The organism is Kribbella sp. VKM Ac-2571 (assembly GCF_004362255.1).
GTDB lineage: Bacteria > Actinomycetota > Actinomycetes > Propionibacteriales > Kribbellaceae > Kribbella > Kribbella pratensis.
The window spans coordinates 50891-67235 of record NZ_SNWS01000028.1 but is presented as its reverse complement, the minus strand read 5'-3'; the positions used below and the strand labels follow the sequence as shown (position 1 = coordinate 67235).

Sequence of the window (16345 nt, the reverse complement as noted above, 5' to 3'; positions counted from 1 at the left end):
AGACGCCGACACCAACACCGAGCCCGAACCAGCCACTACCAGCGCCGACAAGCCCTCCCAGCATGAACATCACGAACTACGGCTGTCGTACTAGTTTTACCTACCTTAATGAGTCCGAATGTCGCAACAATCTCCAAGCCAGCATGGACATGGATGCTGGCTATATCGGAAGGGTCGTGAATCACTGGGAATGGTGCGGCTGGCAATACATGCAGCCCTACCTGAGGAATACCAACACGCAGCAAGTGATCGGCTCGATCGACTTTCGCCTTACCATAGTCGCCTGGGGTTCTAACGCCGACAGTCAGCTGCATTTCGATATATATGTCGATGAGGTGATGAACCCCGGGGGCGGGATGACCGCCCAGAATACCACGGTCTCCTTTGCTCCATTGTGTGAGCCGCACCAAGCATCAGCGAGCTGCACCATCCCGCCCAGTCCCGGAGGGACGCTAGCATCTCTTAATGGCGCACCGCCCAAGCATTTTGACATGCCAGTCAATTTGCCGGCATATAGCGATGTGAACCCTGACCGTCTCGCGACGCTCGATGCGGGCATCGAAATCATAGTGACAAGCACGGCTGCACCAGGGCAGATCGCCAAAGAGCACGTGGGAGCGACCGTGCGATGCGACGGCGCGACCGCTGCAGGGCGGGGTGGCTTTACGACCAATGCGTGCATCTTCGCCGGCGTTCAGGCAAAGTATTCGCTCGATGCGTCGGACGCGGCTATCACCGATGTCGCACAGCATGTCTATTGGGCCATTAACGACCCCAACTCGACAACCCCGCCCCCCGCGCCGGGAGACACCAAATCAATCCCGAACAAATTGAATCGTTTGGTAGATGATTCCAAGATCAATTTGAACAGAAATGTTGCTACGGATGCTTGTGATCGTCTATTGCAAAACCCTCGACCGGATGGAAAGCAATGTGACGAATATCCGTTTGCAAGCAGCCAGCAAGGTGCGGCAACGTCTCCGTCGACTGACTACTCAGTCGCGCTTATAGACGGCGAACAGAACGAAAGGGAGGGTGGACGACGCGGCGCCTGGTATACCGCTGACCGTTATGTCGACGGCGACGAGTTTCTGGTAGAGGCCCTGTGCAGCTTCTGTCACCGTTAAATCGCATCACTACCAGTTCAAAACTCGACCAGAAAGGCAAGTATATGCGGCGCCCCTTTTCCACACTCGGCGGCAGATTCGTGTTGCCTTTGATATCTATCCTCGCCAGTGGCGCGCTGGCGTTCAATCTATCTGCCGATAGCAGGACGACGGCTCCCGCGGCGGCCACAGCCGGATCGTGCACTTTGACCGTTCCTTCAAAGATCTCGATCACCGGCAACCGCGACGTACCAGCGGTCTCCCTCGGCGCTGATTGCGCGGCGGCCGGTGTGATTGACGCACGCTGGAACACAAAGTCACCCGATGGAGCGTTGCAGCATCAGTTCGTATCACGCTTCAATAAACCAGCTCTTCCGTGGAACCTGTTCGACACGGACGGTTTGGGGGTGTGGACCTGGCAGCCCGCCGGCGCCACAACGGGGGGAGATGTCACCTTGGCTATCCAAGGAAGCACGGCGTCGCCTGGTCGTACAGCGGCGGCGGAGGCGATCTCCGTTCCCCAAAACACCCCGACCACTGATATCCGCTTCGCGTCCGAGGCATACTGGAACCCGGCAAACCTGACGAAGCCGTGCGTCCTTAACCTTCCGGCCGGTGGGCTGAAGCACGATATCAACGGCGATCCAGCCTCATCTGTTCAGTGGGTACCTTATGCTGGCGCCAGAGGTTCGTTCCAACAACTCCAGCGAGGCTCGACGACTTGGACCAGCATTAGCGGCGCCACGTTGCCGAGCACGGGCAAGCTCGAAATCAACATCCCATGGCCAAAAGTCACGACGCACTATCGATTCGTGCTGTACGACGCTCCCACCATTTGGGGCAGCATCAGTAATCTGTACACCTGGGACCCCTCGCCTGGCTGCTGAATTCTGCAGCTCATCAGCAGGCGCCCGATGGATCGCATCATCGGGGTCTGCTCCCCGCGATGAGATCGCGGGGCGGGGCGTGCCTCCTCGCAGTGTGCGAGGAGGCACGCGCTTGTCTACCTTCTTCTCGTCCACATGAGCTCTGCATCCTCAACAAATGGAATCGCGTAACCTTGCGAACTCGATTGGACCTCGTCGGTCCCATCGTAGGATCGCAAGGCGTCGGCGACGTCGGCGAGCATGTGTGCGGTACTGGGCCAGATAGGGGTTCCGAAGCCACCGGACTCTGCGGAGTATTCGCCAATGCAGCCGAAGAGTTCTCCATCCCGGAGATCGACAAACAAATGCACATCAGTTCCGGAATCGGCGATTGGCAGGAAGGCGTCCAGCCACGCAGGCGATCGGCTGCCAGCTTGTTCGTCCTCGCCAGGGCGCGACATGGTTGACCAGACGCCGCGCAGCATCTCGCGCCGGGCAAGCATCTTCTCGCACGGCAGTGGCGTATGCAGCGTTGGCAACAAGTTACCGAAGTTGCCCCGGTGTGCGAGCCCATTGTTCATGTTCAGCCAGGCGACCAGATCGCCGGGAAGACGTCGACCCATCCCGCTTCGGAGAGCGGAGATGCAGCTGAACGAAACGGGAGGCTGCATCACATCGACGGCAGACGGCACATACTCCCGGAGCCATTCGACGATATCGGTCCATGACTCTTGCACCGAAGCGACCAACGCTATCCCTCATTCGAGAATCCAGGCCCACGTTGGGCAGACGGACGGTCTTCGACCCCGCAAAGAGCCTAGCCCGGACCGAAGCTCAACGTCATGGCCAGGTCAGCTCTCACCATGCCCGGATTCACGACACCTGACCAACGGCACACACTTTGCTGACGTACTACCAAATGCTGGGGCGCGGGGGCAAGCGATGCGAAGGTGGAACCATGATGGCCGACCCACGGATCACGGTCGCCCCTGGCTGCAAAGCTTCTCGGCAAGTCGCGCGCTCAGATCCACAGGCTTGGTCAGACTCGGGCGGCTCACCAGGCATGGTGCACCGGACAAGGCCCGCGGCCAGTTGCTGTCCGACGTGCTCGCTTTCCGCGCGAAGGGGCGAGCCGATACGTCTTAAGGACGCCCGTCACCGGCCTGGTTGTGCGACGGTCGAGCTCCGTCAGTTGGTTGCCATTGGCACGCTTTCACTAGTGCCCGGATCGCAGTCCATGTTCTACCCGGCAGATGTGGCTGAGGTCGCCCGCAGCCTGCGGCGCGCCAGACCGCCAGCCGAGTTGACTGGTTACATCGGTGCCGAGGAAGCGGCGAGGATCCTTGGTCTCAGTCCCAATTGCGGTGGCCAACTCGCGACCCCCGTCGGCTTCCCTCGCAGCGTGACGAGCACGGACACATCTGGTTTCGACCGACCAGATAGCCGAGATGCTAAATCGCTGTGGCCGCCCAGCGACCGAGACACGTTACGGAAGCATTCGGTGAGAGATGGTCACCCTCAGTGACCCTTTGCTGTGCCACCCTGAGCCCGCTGGTCCAGACCACATGAGTGGTAGCGCAAGCGCCACACGCTGCGGACTTACAGTCCGCAGCGTCCGAAGAGGCCGCTTGTCTGTGACGTGTCTACGATGCCGCCTGCTTGGCGAACTTCCCTGTTCAGGGACGATCAGCCCGGACTCTGTAAACCTGTCGGCGTATGCCTACGCAGGCTCGAACCTTGCACCGCCACCAGCCGAAACGAGCCGCTGATGCGATGAGTATCTCGAACCGCGAAGGGTGGCGGATCCGTTCGAGGCCGCCGACGAAGTCTCTGTGGAACTGCCGAGGGCTGGCGCGGTGCTGTGGGCGCCGAACTCGGTGTGCCGGACTAGCGCACTTCGTCAGGTCGTGGGCTCGTCATGTCAGACGGCTCGGAGTGCGTCCTCCAAGCCGGTCACAGTCCCTTCGCCGGGGAAGCGCTGCCGCAACTCCTGGTCGAGCTCGCTCGCGATCATCCGCAAGTGAACCTTGCTCTGACGACCGTCCTTCAGCCCTTCGACGCCGAGGTTGACAGCCTGCTCAAGATCGCCTTCACGGCCTGCGACGAATGCGAGTGTCAGCCTGCACTCGGCGATCCGCATCGGGCTTAGCTCGGTGCCGTCAGGGGCGATGTTGTCGTTGATGACGGATTCGGCGTACTCACTCGCCCGAGCGTTGTCCTGCGCCATCCGGTGAATGTCCATCGAGTAGTAGTCCCACTTCGCCGGGTCAACCTTGAAATGGTTGTCCGGCCGGTCCGGATAAGGCAGTTCGGCCAGCAGATCCCGACCCGACTCAAGCAGCGTCGACAGGCCCGATTCGCCAAGACGTGCCCGCGCCTTCGCCTCCTGGGCGAGCAGCTGCACTTGAACACTGGTGCCCTGGGCAACTGCCTGCCCGCGTCGCGATGCGTCGACGGCCTGCCGGAACCGTCCTTGCGTCAGGGCGAACCACGCAGTCATCTCGTGGCCCCATCCGACAATCTCCGGATGACCCGCCTCCCCGCCGAGCTGAGCGGCTGCTACGCGCGTGGATTCCGCGGCTGTGCCCATTCCGAGGTCGTACTCAACACATCCCGCGAGCAGTGCGAGCCAACCGCCGGCCACCAGCAGGTCTGTATGCGCCCTGAGGCCGACAGGGCGACGGAGCAAGCTGCCGACGTACTGGAGCCACTCGTGAGCCTCCTGACGGAGTTCTAGGGCGTCACGCCGGTTGTACTGACAGCACAGCTCCTCAACGGTCGAATGAAGCGCCTCGATCGTGTTCGGCGTCGTGTCCGATGACTGCAACCTTGAGACCAGCTCGGCCGTCTGCCAAGGCGTCTCATTGAGCTTCGCGGCCGTGTCCTGGCGCGCTGCCGCGATCAGCTCGCCCTTCGCCCGGAGGGCCGCGTCACATGCCCGAGCTATGTCGTCGGTCGCTGGCTTCCGGCCGTTCTCGACGTTCGACAGGTAGGACCGACTGAAATGCGTTGCTCGCGCCAGATCGCCAAGCGACCACCCGCGATGGGCGCGGTATTCCCGAAGGCGGCTCCCGAACGACATAACCCCAGTGTCACCCACGCTCTGTATCCCTGTCTCCCGATGCCAAGGGATACGCGGGAATGATCGATCCGACGCACTCCATCGGCGATGCTCCGAACATGAACGAGGCAACGCGGGGACTGGAGCGGGACGCGGCAGGATGGCCGAGTCTGCGGGCTGCACAGGACTTCGACTGCGACGGGAAGAACCCCACGAGCGGCCGGAGCTGCATCCTTGGTCATCACCAGGGCTACCACCGGGACGAGACCGGCGCGGAGTGGCTGGACGACTGATGCGCCGACACATGCACCCGCCTTCTCTACGAGCACTCGCCCTGACGACCCGGCTCCGGAGGGAGCTGGCCTACTGACCGTTCCACCCCCTTGTGCCTGACACCAACCGCGGAGCGACATGAAGGACTGGTCATGCAGCGTCGAGTTCACGCTCACGAGGGACAGCGTCAACCGGGAAGCCGACTCCCACCTGGAACGAACGGGCGTGCGTGCCGTGCCGCGGAAGGCGGGCCATTACATGTTCAACAACACCGACTCGCGGGAGGACTACCTCCAGGCCCTCATGAGCACGATCGGCGAACTGGACGCGATCCTGAAGCCGTACGGCATCACGCGTGAGATCTGCGCGTGCCAGGTGACCGAGTTGAGCTGATTCCACTAAGCCGGTCAGGTCGGCATGTAGACCGTGATTCCCCCGCCTTGCCGACCTGACCGCTCCACTCGGAACCCGCGGCCCGGGGCGCACGCAAGTTTGGTTCAGGTGGGTGTTCCCAGGTCAGGCGCCAGGGACGAATTCGGTTTGCCAGCGCGTGTCGGCGAGGTGGCGGGGTGGTCGCTTGCGGCGCTAGCCGCAGCTCGCCGGCGGTAGCCGGCAGCTGGTGCTCCGGCGTTAGCCGGGGGTGGGTGGGAGTGGCGCGTAGTGCGGCGACGGAGGAGCCGTGCGTAGCGCCGCGTGGGGCTGCCTTCATCCCATCCCACTATCGGTCAAGAGCTCGAACGAGTAGTTCTGCTCAGGCGCGGTGACCGGTCGTGCACGTACGTTGCTGGCATGGAGGAGCGCAGTTGGGCGGGGTCGGTCGTCGTCATCGTGTTGCGGGCCTTGGGGCTCGGGCTCGGCGTGGGGGTCGTTGTCGGGATCGTCGTGACGGGCGTCCAGTCCGCGAACTGCCTGCCCGACGAGGACTGCCTGGCCATCGTCGGTGGCTTCGGGTACGGCGCTCTCAGCGGCGGGATCGTGATGGCGCTCGCGATCGTGGTGTTCGCCATCCGTCTGCACGTCGGCGCGATCTTCGGCGCCGGCGCCGCGGTCGGAGTACTGGCTCTGCTCGCTGCGGCATGGGCATCGCTCCTCGGGTGGGGCCAGCCACTCTTCTTGCTCGCCGCTGTCGCGTTCTCGGTCAGTGTGCTCCTCCAACGCTGCCACCGACCGATCGACGGCGGGGACCGGGAGTGGTCGCGGCCGTCGCGGGTGGCGATTCTGATCGCGGCAGGCGTCGTACTCCTCGGCGCCCTCCCTGCGGGCCTCAAGCTCTCCAAAGTGTGGTCGGAACAGCGGCGGATCGAGGCTGTCATCGCCCGGCCGCTGCAGACCGACCTGGACGGCACCTGGCCCTACACAGTGCGCTCGTGGGACTCCGGATTCGAGTACGACGTGATGGAGCCCCCGTCGAACGGACAGCGGATCGCCGAGGTCACCGTAACCGTGCGCAACGCGGCCCCGGACCAGGCGCCGTGCACCGGCTTCACCGACCGCGTCGAAGGCCCGGTAACGGTGACCGGCTGCACGGAGCTCGCCCCGAACCTGTGGCAAGGACAGGGCGCCCACGGCGAGACCCGGTACTTCGTCCACGCCGGGGATCGCCAGTGGGCCTACGTCCGGGCCGGAACCTATGGCGGCGCGGACGTCCAGCGACAGCACGATGCCCGCGCCGAACGGATCGCGAGATCTCTGCGACCGCGCTCAGCCTTTCCCCTCGCCGCCGACTCGGTCGGCTGCGGCTTCTGCGAGTGGCTGGCGTAACAGCCACTCGCAGCCGACGCGCGGGGTCAGGGAGTGACGGTGATCGGGGAGCCGTTGGAGACGAGCGACCAGTCGACGGTGTGGAAGGTGTTGGGGTCTACGGAGCCGGTGGCAATGACGTAGTCGATCATCAGCTGGCGGATCTCGACCTGACGGTTGTAGACGACCGGGGCGGTCTTGACGTGTGGGAAGTTGCCGCCGCCGGACTGGCGGTAGTTGTTGACCGCGACAACGAACTGCTGGTCCGCGGCCACCGGTACGCCGTCGTACGCGAGGTCGGTGATCCGCGCGCCGACCGTCTTGGCGATGTCGATCTTGTAGGTCAGGGGCTTCGACAGGCCGCCGAGGATGTCGTAGTTGTAGTCGGGCGTGCCGTTCGGCGCGGTCGGGGTCGTCGCGTTGGTGACCTGGTCGGACGGGAAGGGCCCGGTGCCGGTCACCTGCTTGAAGTACTGCGCGGAGAACTCCAGGTACTCCTTGATCTGAGTACCGTTCATCGTCACCGCGAGCAGCGTGTTGTCGAAGACGTAGAGCCCGGCGACGTCGCGGATCGAGACGTCGCCGGCCGGGATCGCCGCCGCCCGGTTGAACGGGGCCGCGATCGCTAGCACCGGCAGCGAGGCCTGCGGCGTACCGGCGAGGGCCTTCGAGACCGCGTCGGCCTGGATGAAGTTCACGAAGTCCAGCGCGGCGGTGTCCTCCCACGGCGCGGTCGCCGCGGACATCGCCTCGGTGCACGTGCCGATCTTCGAGTTCACGTACTCGACGACCTTGTCGTGGTCCTTCTGCAGCAGCGCCACGACGTCCGGGTCGGCGTCGACGGTGTTCGCGTTCAGCACCTGGCTGTGCCGGCCGACGACCTTCCACTGCCCGTGAACCTTCTGCAGGTCGAGGTCGAACAGCGACAGCCGCATGCCCCACTTGAGCGGCTCGCTGAGCACCACCTGCTCGCCGCTGGTCTTGTTCGTGACGAGCCGCTCGGGGATCTCCAGGTGCGCGTGGCCGACAAGGACGGCGTCGATGCCCGGGACGGTCTCGGCCATCAGCACCGACGCGTTCTCCGGGTACGGCAGCGCGTCGCCGTACGACGAGGACAGGTCCATCCCCGAGTGCACGGAGGCGATCACGACGTCGGCGCCGGCCTGGCGGACCCGCGGTGCCCAGATCTTCGCGAGCTCGACGATGCCGCCGAACTTCAGCTTGTTCTCGACGTTCGCCTTGTCCCAGATCGCGATGCCCGGGTTGGTCAGGCCGAGGACGCCGACGGTGATCGGCTTCTCCCCCGGCACCTGTACCCGCCTCAGCGTGTACGGCGGGAACACCGGCAGGCCCGTGGTCCAGTCCTGGGCGTTCGCGCCGAGCAGCGGGAACCGCAACTGCCGCTGGAACTTGCGGAGGATGTCGAGGCCGTAGTTGAACTCGTGGTTGCCGAGCGCGGCGGCGTCGTACCCGATCCGGTTCATCGCGGCCGCCATCGGGTGCGTGTGACCGCCGGTGATGGGCTCGATCTTCGCGAAGTAGTACGCCAGCGGCGTGCCCTGGATGGTATCGCCGGCGTCCAGCAGCAGCGGGCGCGGCGCGCGCCGGTCCGCGGCGATCCGGTCCCGGACCGCGCTGACCAGCGTGGAGATCTTGGCCAGGCCGATGTCGTTGTGCGCGCTGTCGTCGTACTCGGTGTTCTTGAAGTAGTCCCAGTTGAACACGTTGCCGTGCAGGTCGGTGGTGCCCATCACGGTCAGCCGGACGGTCTTCCCGGGCCCGCCGCGGTCGTCACCCGCGTACGCCGGGACCGCCTGGAAACCGGCCGCGGCCAACGCCGCCGCGCCGCCGATCACCGTACGTCGTGTCATGCTCGTCCGCTCACCGCTGTCCGTCATCGCCCCGCCTCACAGGTCTTCTCACCGGGATCTCCGGCCCGAATGCACACCATACGGGCGACACACCCCACCCCGCGTGCAGATGACCGCATGAACAAGAGAAGATGCCCCTCATGACCGCCCTCATGCCACGCCTCCGGCGCGGCGGGTCACGGGGCTGGAACTTCAGCCCTTCCCTCGTCGCTCCGGTCGCTGCGCTCCCTCCGCTCCTCAGTCCAGGGCGTAAGGCCCCGTGACCAGGCCGCCCGGCAAAGTTCTGCCGTTGGTCGCCGCCCTTCTTTGCGGTGCCGTCCTCGCTCAAGCCGCCACGCCGTCCGACCACTCCGTCACGTCCGCCGCCGCCCCTGTCTCCCCGACGAACGGCCACGGACTGCTCGGTACGACGGTTACGTCCAAGCGGGGCGAACCGTCGTCGATGAAACAGCCCAGACAACCCACGCAGCCCGCCAAGCCCCCGGTCGACAAGCCGCCCGCCGACGACTGGAACCTGGCCGCGCACGGGAAGGTGCTCTACCTGACCTTCGACGACGGCCCTCAGCACGAGTGGACCCCGAAGGTTCTGCAGCTACTGCGCAAGCACAAGGCGCACGCGACGTTCTTCGTGCTCGGGATCCAGGTGGCGCAGTACCCGGAACTGATCGCCGCCGAGCGTGCCGCTGGGCACACCATCGGCAACCACACCTGGGACCACGAGACGCTGACCCTGCTGCCGGACGCGAAGGTACGGCAGGAGATCGCCACCGGCGTGAAGTCGAAGTGCCTGCGGCCGCCGACCGGTGCCACGAACGCGAAGATCGAGGCCATCGCCGCGTCGTACCACCAGCGGCAGGTGCTCTGGGACGTCGACACCAAGGACTGGGAGAAGCCGGGCGCCGCCAGCATCGAGCACGCGATCATGGCCGGGGCCCGTCCCGGCGCGATCATCCTGGTGCACGATGGCGGCGGCAACCGCTCCCAGACCGTCGCAGCCCTCGACCGAGCCCTGACCAAACTCACCAAGCTCGGCTACACGTACCGCGCGCTGCCCTGCTAGCGCGCGATGCCTGCGGTGCCGTTGGAGAAGTGTTTGATGGCCTCGTCGATGACGTGGACCGGCTGGTCGAGGGCCTTGACCAGGAACATGCCGGTGGGGCGCAGGAGTGGGTTCGGCTTGACGACGCTGCGGACGGACGGCTGGTCGAGACCGCGGACACCGGCCGTTGTCGCGCCTACGCCGCGGACCAGGGCCAGGTCGAGCATGTACTGCCCGAGCAGCTTGTGCTGTGTGAAGCCGCGGACGGTTGCCCAGGGCAGCACGACGGGGAACGCAGCGCCGTCGCAGGCCAACTCGAGTCCCTTGGCGGAGATCCGCATCGCTACGGGCGGCAGCTCGTTGGCGTCGTACCACTCCACCCGCTCGGCCTGCAGGCGGTAGACCAGAACCGTGCTGAGCACCAGCGGGATCATTGCCAGGATCAACAAGAGCGCGAACGGCCACATCCCGGAGCCGCGGAAGGCGATCAGCGCGTAGATCGCGGCCGCGATCCCGATCACGCCGAGCGCCAGCGTCACCCACGCGCCGCGCCGCTCGACGGTCCGCACGACCTCACGCCGGCGCAGCACAGCGTCCCGGTCGATCCCGACCACCAACGACTGCCCCGGATCCCGTGGCGGCACCTGCACCTCCGGCCCCACCTCCGCAGTACTGACCTCCGCAGTACTGACCTCTGAAGTACCGACCTCTGAAACCTGTGAAGCTGCGTCCCCGTACTCACTCACAGGGGACAGAATCCCACAGCGGGCGTGTCTCCCGCTCCCCCGGCTAGGACTTGCGGCGGCCCGCCCAGGTCCAGGCGTAGACGCCGTCGTCGACGGCCTGGCCGCCCTCGCCCAGTTCGAGCGGGCGGAAGGTGTCGACCATGACGGCGAGCTCCTCGAAGCGCTCGGCGCCCAGCGAGGCCTCGATCGCCGACGGCTGCGGGCCGTGCGCGTACCCGCCGGGGTGCAGCGAGATCGACCCGAGCCCGATCCCGGAGCCCTTCCGCGCCTCGTAGTCGCCGCCGCAGTAGAACATCACCTCGTCGGAGTCGACGTTCGAGTGGTAGTACGGCACCGGCACCGACAACGGGTGGTAGTCGACCTTCCGCGGCACGAAGTTGCAGACCACGAAGTTGTACCCCTCGAACACCTGATGCACAGGCGGCGGCTGGTGCACGCGCCCCGTGATCGGCTCGAAGTCGCTCACGTTGAACGTGTACGGGTACAGGCAACCGTCCCACCCGACCACGTCGAACGGATGCGTCGCGTACGTCATCCGCGACCCGACGATCCCGCCGGCGCCGTTCCCACGGTGCTTCACCAGCACCTCGACATCGGCCCCCTCCACCACGAGCGGCTCGGCCGTCGGGTGCAGGTCGCGTTCGCAGTACGGCGAGTGCTCGAGGAACTGCCCGTACCGGGACAGGTAGCGCTTCGGCGGCGCGATGTGCGAGTTGGCCTCGATCGCGTACGCGTGCACGCCCTCGGGTCCGGGCAGCCAGCGGTGCGTGGTCGAGCGCGGGATGATCACGTAGTCGCCCTGGACCGCGTTCAGGACGCCGAAAACGGTCTCCACGGTCGCCGAGCCCTTCTCGACGTACACGCACTCGTCGCCGATCGCGTTCCGGTAGTACGGCGACGGCTGCTCGGCCACGACGTACGAGATCCGGACGTCGCCGTTGCCGAGCACGAGCCGGCGGTCCTCCACGGCGTTCGACTTCGACGTGTCGGTGAACAGGTCGTGGAGCTTGAGGTGCCGTGGTGTGAGCGGGTGGTTCGGGACGGTGGCGAGGTCCGGCAGGTCCCACACCTGGGAATCGACGATCGCGGACGGTACGCCGGCGTGGTACAGCAGCGACGAGTCCGACGAGAACCCCTCCTCCCCCATCAGCTCCTCGTAGTAGAGCCCGCCGTCCGTTTTCCGGAACTGCGTGTGCCGCTTCGGTGGAACATCCCCGACCTGCCGGTAGAACGCCATCTCCGCACTCCTGCGTGTACGTTATCCGGACGCATGCGTCCGCTTACCGAAAGCATCCGTTAGGCTTCGACCCATGTCAACCGTCCCTGCGCTGTACCGGCACCTGGTCGACGACGCCTCGATGTTCCCGCCGGGCGATCTGCCGTTGCCCGAGGCCGTCGCGGCCCACCACGTCCACCGCAAGTCGCGGTACGCCGACCTGGTCGGCACGTTCGTGTGCACCGACGACGACCTGATGAAGGTCGCCGCCGAGGCCGCCCGCACCGGCACGGCGCCGCTCCGTGTCGCGGTGGTGATCTCCGGCGGCGCCGGCGGGATCGAGCCCGTGATCCGCTGGGGCGATCGCTCGAAGGACGTCGAGGTGACCGCGGTCGAGGTCCGGCTGCGCGACGAGGACGACCTGTCCCGGAACGCGCTGCGCGTGGTCCGCGCATGCGACGACTGCCTCGACGAGGAGACGGCGTACGTCGAAGTCGGCCTGGACGGAGCGTGGGAACGCGCGCTCGACGTCGTCGCCGACGCCGGGTACGCCGCGAAGCTCCGCACCGGCGGCCTCGACGCCGCGCTGTTCCCGTCGGCCGGCCAAGTGGCGTCCTTCATCACTGCTTGTCTGGACCGCGAGGTGGCCTTCAAGTGCACAGCCGGCCTGCACAACGCGGTCCGGCACACCGCTGAGGACACCGGCTTCGAGCACCACGGGTTCCTCAACGTCCTGCTCGCGACCCGGGCGTCGCTCGACGGAGCCACACACGACGAGCTGGTCGAGCTACTCGACCAGCGGAACGGCGAGGTCCTGGCGGCGCGGGCGCGCGAGTTGTCCGACGATCAGGCAGCGAGCACGCGCCGCTGGTTCACGTCCTTCGGCTCCTGCAGCATCGACGAGCCACGCGCGGACCTTGCAACGTTGGGGTTGATGGCATGACTGTGCACATGCCGCGACTCCGTCGCGGCGGGTCATGGGGCTGTTGCTCCCGGTCTTCCCTCGTCGCCCTGGTCGCTTCGCTCCCGCCGCTCCTCAGTCCAGACCGGGAGGCCCCATGACCTGGATCGACATCCCCGACGGTTCGCCGTTCGGGGCGGATAACCTGCCGCTCGGTGTGTTCCGGCACGGCGACGAGGAGCCGCGGGTGGGTGCGGCGATCGGCGACATGATCATCGACCTCGCGCCGGTCGCGTCCGCGCAGATGCTCGACGGCGCGCAACTGTTCGCGGAGCCGACCCTGAACGCGTTCCTCGCGCTCGGCCGCCCGGCCTGGCGCGCGACCCGGAACTGGCTGCTCGACCTGGTCCGCAACGAGAACGACCGGGATACCGTCGAGCCGCACCTGATCCCGCAGTCCGCCGTGACGATGCAGCTGCCGTTCGAGGTCGGTGACTACGTCGACTTCTACGCCTCGGAGCAGCACGCGTCGAACCTCGGCCGCCTCTTCCGCCCGGACTCCGAGCCGTTGCTCCCGAACTGGAAACACCTCCCGGTCGGCTACCACGGCCGCGCCGGCACGATCGTTGTCAGCGGCACCGACATCGTCCGCCCCTCCGGCCAGCGCAAGCCGCCGGACGCGGCGGCGCCGACCTTCGGCCCGTCCCAGCGACTCGACATCGAGGTCGAGCTCGGCTACGTCGTCGGTACGCCGTCAAAGCTCGGAAAGCCTGTGCCTGTTGAGGATTTCGAGGAGCACGTGTACGGCGTGGTCGTCGTCAACGACTGGTCCGCGCGCGACCTGCAGGCCTGGGAGTACGTGCCGCTCGGCCCGTTCCTCGGCAAGTCCTTCGCCACGTCGATCTCCCCCTGGGTCGTCTCGCTCGACGCGCTCGCGGCCGCCGCGGTCCCACTGCCGGCGCAGGACCCGCCCGTCCTCCCCTATCTCAGCGGGAGCAGCCTGACGAACTACGACATCACCTTCGAGGTCTACCTGAACGGTCACCTCGTGAGCACCCCGCCGTACAAGGATCTCTACTGGTCGCCCGCGCAGATGCTCGCGCACCTGACCGTCAACGGAGCCAGCGTCCGCACCGGCGACTTCTACGCGTCCGGGACCGTGAGCGGGCCCGCCAAGGACCAGCGCGGCTCGTTCATCGAGCTGAGCTGGGGCGGCCGCGAGCCGCTGATCGTGGACGGGAAGGAACACACGTTCCTCGAGGACGGTGACGAGGTCACGATCTCCGCGTGGGCGCACGCCGCGGACGGCTCGCGGATCGGCCTGGGCGAGGTGACCGGCCGGATCCGGCCGGGTGAGCGATAACGGGCGTCAGTACAGCGTCGACGTCCACACGTGGGCGAGCGTATCGACGAGCACCTCACGGTCGTCGAAGGGCGGCACGCCACACGCCGCCAGGTAGTACAGCCGCTCGCCCAGCCAGGTGAGCGACGCGGCCACGGCCTGTACATCGACCCCGGCCAGGCGCCGCATCGCGTCGGGGTCGGCTTCGATCCGGGCGACGGCCGCGGCCGTGAACGTCGCCATCTGGTCCAGCCACAGTTCGCGCAGTTGCGGGTCGGAGCCCCAGCTTTCCACGATCGCGCGCAGCACCCCGGCGTTGTCGAGCCAGAGGGTGGCGCCGTCGTCGATGCCACCGCGCAACGCGGCGCGCGAGTCCGCCGGCGAGGCCGGCGACGACTCCGCCCATGGCTGCGCCGCGTCGTGTCCGGCGCCGACCGCTCGGCGTACCAGGTCGGCGAGCGCCGCCTGCTTGCTCGGAAAGTAGAAGTAGAAGCTCGCCCTGGACACCTCCGCCGCGGCGATGATCTCGGCCACGCTCAGCGAGTCGAAGGTGCGCTCCCGAAGCAGGTCGCGGAGCGCGTCGAGCACGCGTTCGCGCAGTTCGGGCGCCGCCGCCGACGGCGGCGGATGGTCGCGTCGGGCATTCACCCGGCCACCATACCTGACATCAAGTCTGGACATGTTGACCAGACACGTTGTATGGTCCCATCATGACATCGCTGGCACTTCATCTCGTCGTCGACGATCCGGCCGCTGCCGCCACCTGGTACGCCGAAGTCCTCGGCGCCCGGGAGACGAGCCGGATCGACCTGCCGAGCGGGCAGCCGCTCACCGTCGAACTGCTCCTCGGCGACACGGTCCTGGCCGTCGCCGGCGAGGTTCCGGACGCCGGACTCCGGACGCCCGCGGCGCTGGGCGGGACGCCGGCCGCGTTCCATCTGCGAGTGCCGGACGTCGACGCCGCCTGGCGACGCGCGATCGCCGCGGGAGCGACCGAGTTCGAGGCCCCGCACGACGCGTTCTGGGGTGACCGGACCGCGCAGTTCCTCGACCCGTCCGGCCACCGCTGGGCGATCGACCAGCACCTGCGTGACGTTGCACCGGACGAGCTCGCCGCGCACGTGGCGGCGATGTTCGGGTGAGGTACCGGACCTTCGGCCCGACCGGCCTGCGCGTCTCGGAACTCGTCCTCGGCGCGATGACCTTCGGCGAGCAGGGCGGCGTCGGCGCTCCGCCTGAGGAGTGCCGACGGATCCTCGACGCCTACGCGGACGCCGGCGGCAACGTCATCGACACCGCGATCAACTATCGCGGCGGCGCCAGTGAGGAGATCGTCGGCGAGCTGCTGCAGGGCCGTCGCGACAGGTTCGTGCTCGGCACGAAGTACACCGTGACCCGCGACTCCACCGACGCCAATGGTGGCGGCAACCACCGCAAGAACCTGCGCCTGTCGCTCGAGACCAGCCTGCGGCGGTTGCGCTCGGACTACGTCGACATCTACTGGGTGCACCTGTGGGACCGGCACAGTCCGCTCGAGGAGACCATGCGCGCCCTCGACGACGCCGTCTCGTCCGGCAAGGTCCTCTACGTCGGCATCTCCGACGCGCCCGCCTGGGTGGTTTCGCGTGCCAATACCCTGGCCGAGTGGCGCGGCTGGACGCAGTTCGCCGGCCTGCAGGTGCCCTACAGCCTGCTCAACCGCGATGCCGAGCGCGAACTGCTACCGATGGCCGCGGCGTACGGCATGGCGGTGACGGCCTGGAGCCCGCTCGGCGGCGGAGTGCTCTCCGGGAAGTACACCTCGTCTGACGTGCCCCTCGAGCAACGGCGGACCCGCCTGGACGCCGCCTCGATCGACGAGCACGACCTGACCGTCGCGCGCGCGGTGCAATCTGTCGCCGACGAGGTGGGAGCGACGCCGTCACAGGTCGCTCTGGCGTGGACCCGAGCCCGGTGGCCGGGGGTCCTGCCGATCATCGGTGCACGGACGCTGGAACAGGTTTCGGACAATCTGGGCTGCACCGACGTGCGCCTCGATCCCGATCTGGTGCAGCGCCTGGAAGACGTCACCGGATTCACGGCCGGCTTCCCGACCGACTTCATCGCGCAGAACACTCCGTGGGTGTTCGGCGCGGCGGCGATCTGACGGCGGCATGCTCGGCAGGTTGGGCCGATCTGTTCATA

General features: G+C 66.7%; 17 protein-coding genes and 1 pseudogene. 11 read left to right on the top strand and 7 right to left on the bottom strand.

The window, feature by feature from the left end; all coding sequences use genetic code 11:
• The first annotated feature begins 62 nt into the window (after positions 1-62).
• Both EV651_RS39720 and EV651_RS39715 read left to right on the top strand, forming a co-directional pair.
• Entirely contained in the window at positions 63-1127 is a 1065-nt protein-coding gene (locus EV651_RS39720) for a hypothetical protein (RefSeq protein WP_133791153.1), read from the top strand.
• Positions 1106-1993 carry a hypothetical protein gene (locus EV651_RS39715; RefSeq protein WP_133791151.1) on the top strand — a complete coding sequence of 296 codons (888 nt, stop codon included), beginning with the start codon at positions 1106-1108 and terminating at the stop codon, positions 1991-1993. The genes EV651_RS39720 and EV651_RS39715 overlap by 22 nt, the downstream gene beginning before the upstream one ends.
• Positions 1994-2109: 116 nt before the next feature.
• Here EV651_RS39715 and EV651_RS39710 read toward each other — a convergent pair whose 3' ends face one another.
• A complete protein-coding gene (locus EV651_RS39710; RefSeq protein ID WP_133791149.1) occupies positions 2110-2721 on the bottom strand; it encodes an SMI1/KNR4 family protein in 612 nt (203 codons plus the stop codon).
• A 1172-nt stretch (positions 2722-3893) separates the two neighbouring features.
• The gene (locus EV651_RS42840) at positions 3894-4472 is read right to left on the bottom strand and encodes a hypothetical protein (RefSeq protein WP_238157512.1); all 579 of its coding nucleotides are present in this window, start codon (positions 4470-4472) and stop codon (positions 3894-3896) included.
• A 27-nt stretch (positions 4473-4499) separates the two neighbouring features.
• Between EV651_RS42840 and EV651_RS42835 the strand changes: the two genes are divergently transcribed.
• On the top strand, positions 4500-4709 hold the full coding sequence (locus tag EV651_RS42835) for a hypothetical protein (protein ID WP_238157511.1): 210 nt from the start codon (positions 4500-4502) through the stop codon (positions 4707-4709).
• A gap of 168 nt (positions 4710-4877) precedes the next feature.
• On the opposite strand, the pseudogene EV651_RS42830 reads toward EV651_RS42835, so the two are convergent.
• Positions 4878-5054: pseudogene (locus tag EV651_RS42830) on the bottom strand (helix-turn-helix domain-containing protein); the annotation flags it as partial.
• A gap of 59 nt (positions 5055-5113) precedes the next feature.
• Between EV651_RS42830 and EV651_RS39700 the strand changes: the two are divergent.
• The 3 genes from EV651_RS39700 (at position 5114) to EV651_RS39690 (ending at position 7067) form a co-directional block, all read left to right on the top strand.
• Positions 5114-5326 (top strand): hypothetical protein, encoded by a 213-nt coding sequence (locus tag EV651_RS39700; RefSeq protein WP_133791145.1) that lies wholly within the window; start codon positions 5114-5116, stop codon positions 5324-5326.
• 118 nt (positions 5327-5444) lie between these two features.
• Positions 5445-5699 (top strand): hypothetical protein, encoded by a 255-nt coding sequence (locus EV651_RS39695; RefSeq protein ID WP_133791143.1) that lies wholly within the window; start codon positions 5445-5447, stop codon positions 5697-5699.
• A 396-nt stretch (positions 5700-6095) separates the two neighbouring features.
• The gene (locus EV651_RS39690; protein ID WP_133791141.1) at positions 6096-7067 is read left to right on the top strand and encodes a hypothetical protein; all 972 of its coding nucleotides are present in this window, start codon (positions 6096-6098) and stop codon (positions 7065-7067) included.
• 26 nt (positions 7068-7093) lie between these two features.
• Here EV651_RS39690 and EV651_RS39685 read toward each other — a convergent pair whose 3' ends face one another.
• Positions 7094-8944 carry a bifunctional UDP-sugar hydrolase/5'-nucleotidase gene (locus tag EV651_RS39685; protein ID WP_133791139.1) on the bottom strand — a complete coding sequence of 617 codons (1851 nt, stop codon included), beginning with the start codon at positions 8942-8944 and terminating at the stop codon, positions 7094-7096.
• A gap of 232 nt (positions 8945-9176) precedes the next feature.
• Between EV651_RS39685 and EV651_RS39680 the strand changes: the two genes are divergently transcribed.
• Positions 9177-9977, top strand: a complete 801-nt coding sequence (locus EV651_RS39680; RefSeq protein ID WP_202870738.1) for a polysaccharide deacetylase family protein — start codon at positions 9177-9179, stop codon at positions 9975-9977.
• On the opposite strand, the gene EV651_RS39675 is transcribed toward EV651_RS39680, so the two are convergent.
• Positions 9974-10702 (bottom strand): hypothetical protein, encoded by a 729-nt coding sequence (locus tag EV651_RS39675; protein WP_238157510.1) that lies wholly within the window; start codon positions 10700-10702, stop codon positions 9974-9976. The genes EV651_RS39680 and EV651_RS39675 overlap by 4 nt on opposite strands.
• A 43-nt stretch (positions 10703-10745) precedes the next feature.
• Positions 10746-11939, bottom strand: a complete 1194-nt coding sequence (locus EV651_RS39670; RefSeq protein WP_133791137.1) for a homogentisate 1,2-dioxygenase — start codon at positions 11937-11939, stop codon at positions 10746-10748.
• A 73-nt stretch (positions 11940-12012) separates the two neighbouring features.
• Between EV651_RS39670 and EV651_RS39665 the strand changes: the two genes are divergently transcribed.
• Together EV651_RS39665 and fahA are read left to right on the top strand one after the other, a co-directional pair.
• Positions 12013-12861, top strand: a complete 849-nt coding sequence (locus tag EV651_RS39665) for a hypothetical protein (protein ID WP_133791135.1) — start codon at positions 12013-12015, stop codon at positions 12859-12861.
• Positions 12862-12976: 115 nt separating this feature from the next.
• Complete coding sequence (gene fahA / locus EV651_RS39660; protein ID WP_133791133.1) at positions 12977-14182, top strand: fumarylacetoacetase; 1206 nt, start codon at positions 12977-12979, stop codon at positions 14180-14182.
• Between the two features lie 6 nt (positions 14183-14188).
• Here fahA and EV651_RS39655 read toward each other — a convergent pair whose 3' ends face one another.
• The gene (locus EV651_RS39655) at positions 14189-14809 is read right to left on the bottom strand and encodes a TetR/AcrR family transcriptional regulator (RefSeq protein ID WP_202870737.1); all 621 of its coding nucleotides are present in this window, start codon (positions 14807-14809) and stop codon (positions 14189-14191) included.
• 62 nt (positions 14810-14871) lie between these two features.
• Here EV651_RS39655 and EV651_RS39650 point away from each other — a divergent pair, with 62 nt between their 5' ends.
• Together EV651_RS39650 and EV651_RS39645 are read left to right on the top strand one after the other, a co-directional pair.
• Positions 14872-15303, top strand: a complete 432-nt coding sequence (locus EV651_RS39650; protein WP_133791129.1) for a VOC family protein — start codon at positions 14872-14874, stop codon at positions 15301-15303.
• Entirely contained in the window at positions 15300-16307 is a 1008-nt protein-coding gene (locus EV651_RS39645; protein ID WP_133791126.1) for an aldo/keto reductase, read from the top strand. Before EV651_RS39650 ends, EV651_RS39645 begins: the two co-directional genes overlap by 4 nt.
• Positions 16308-16345 lie beyond the last annotated feature (38 nt).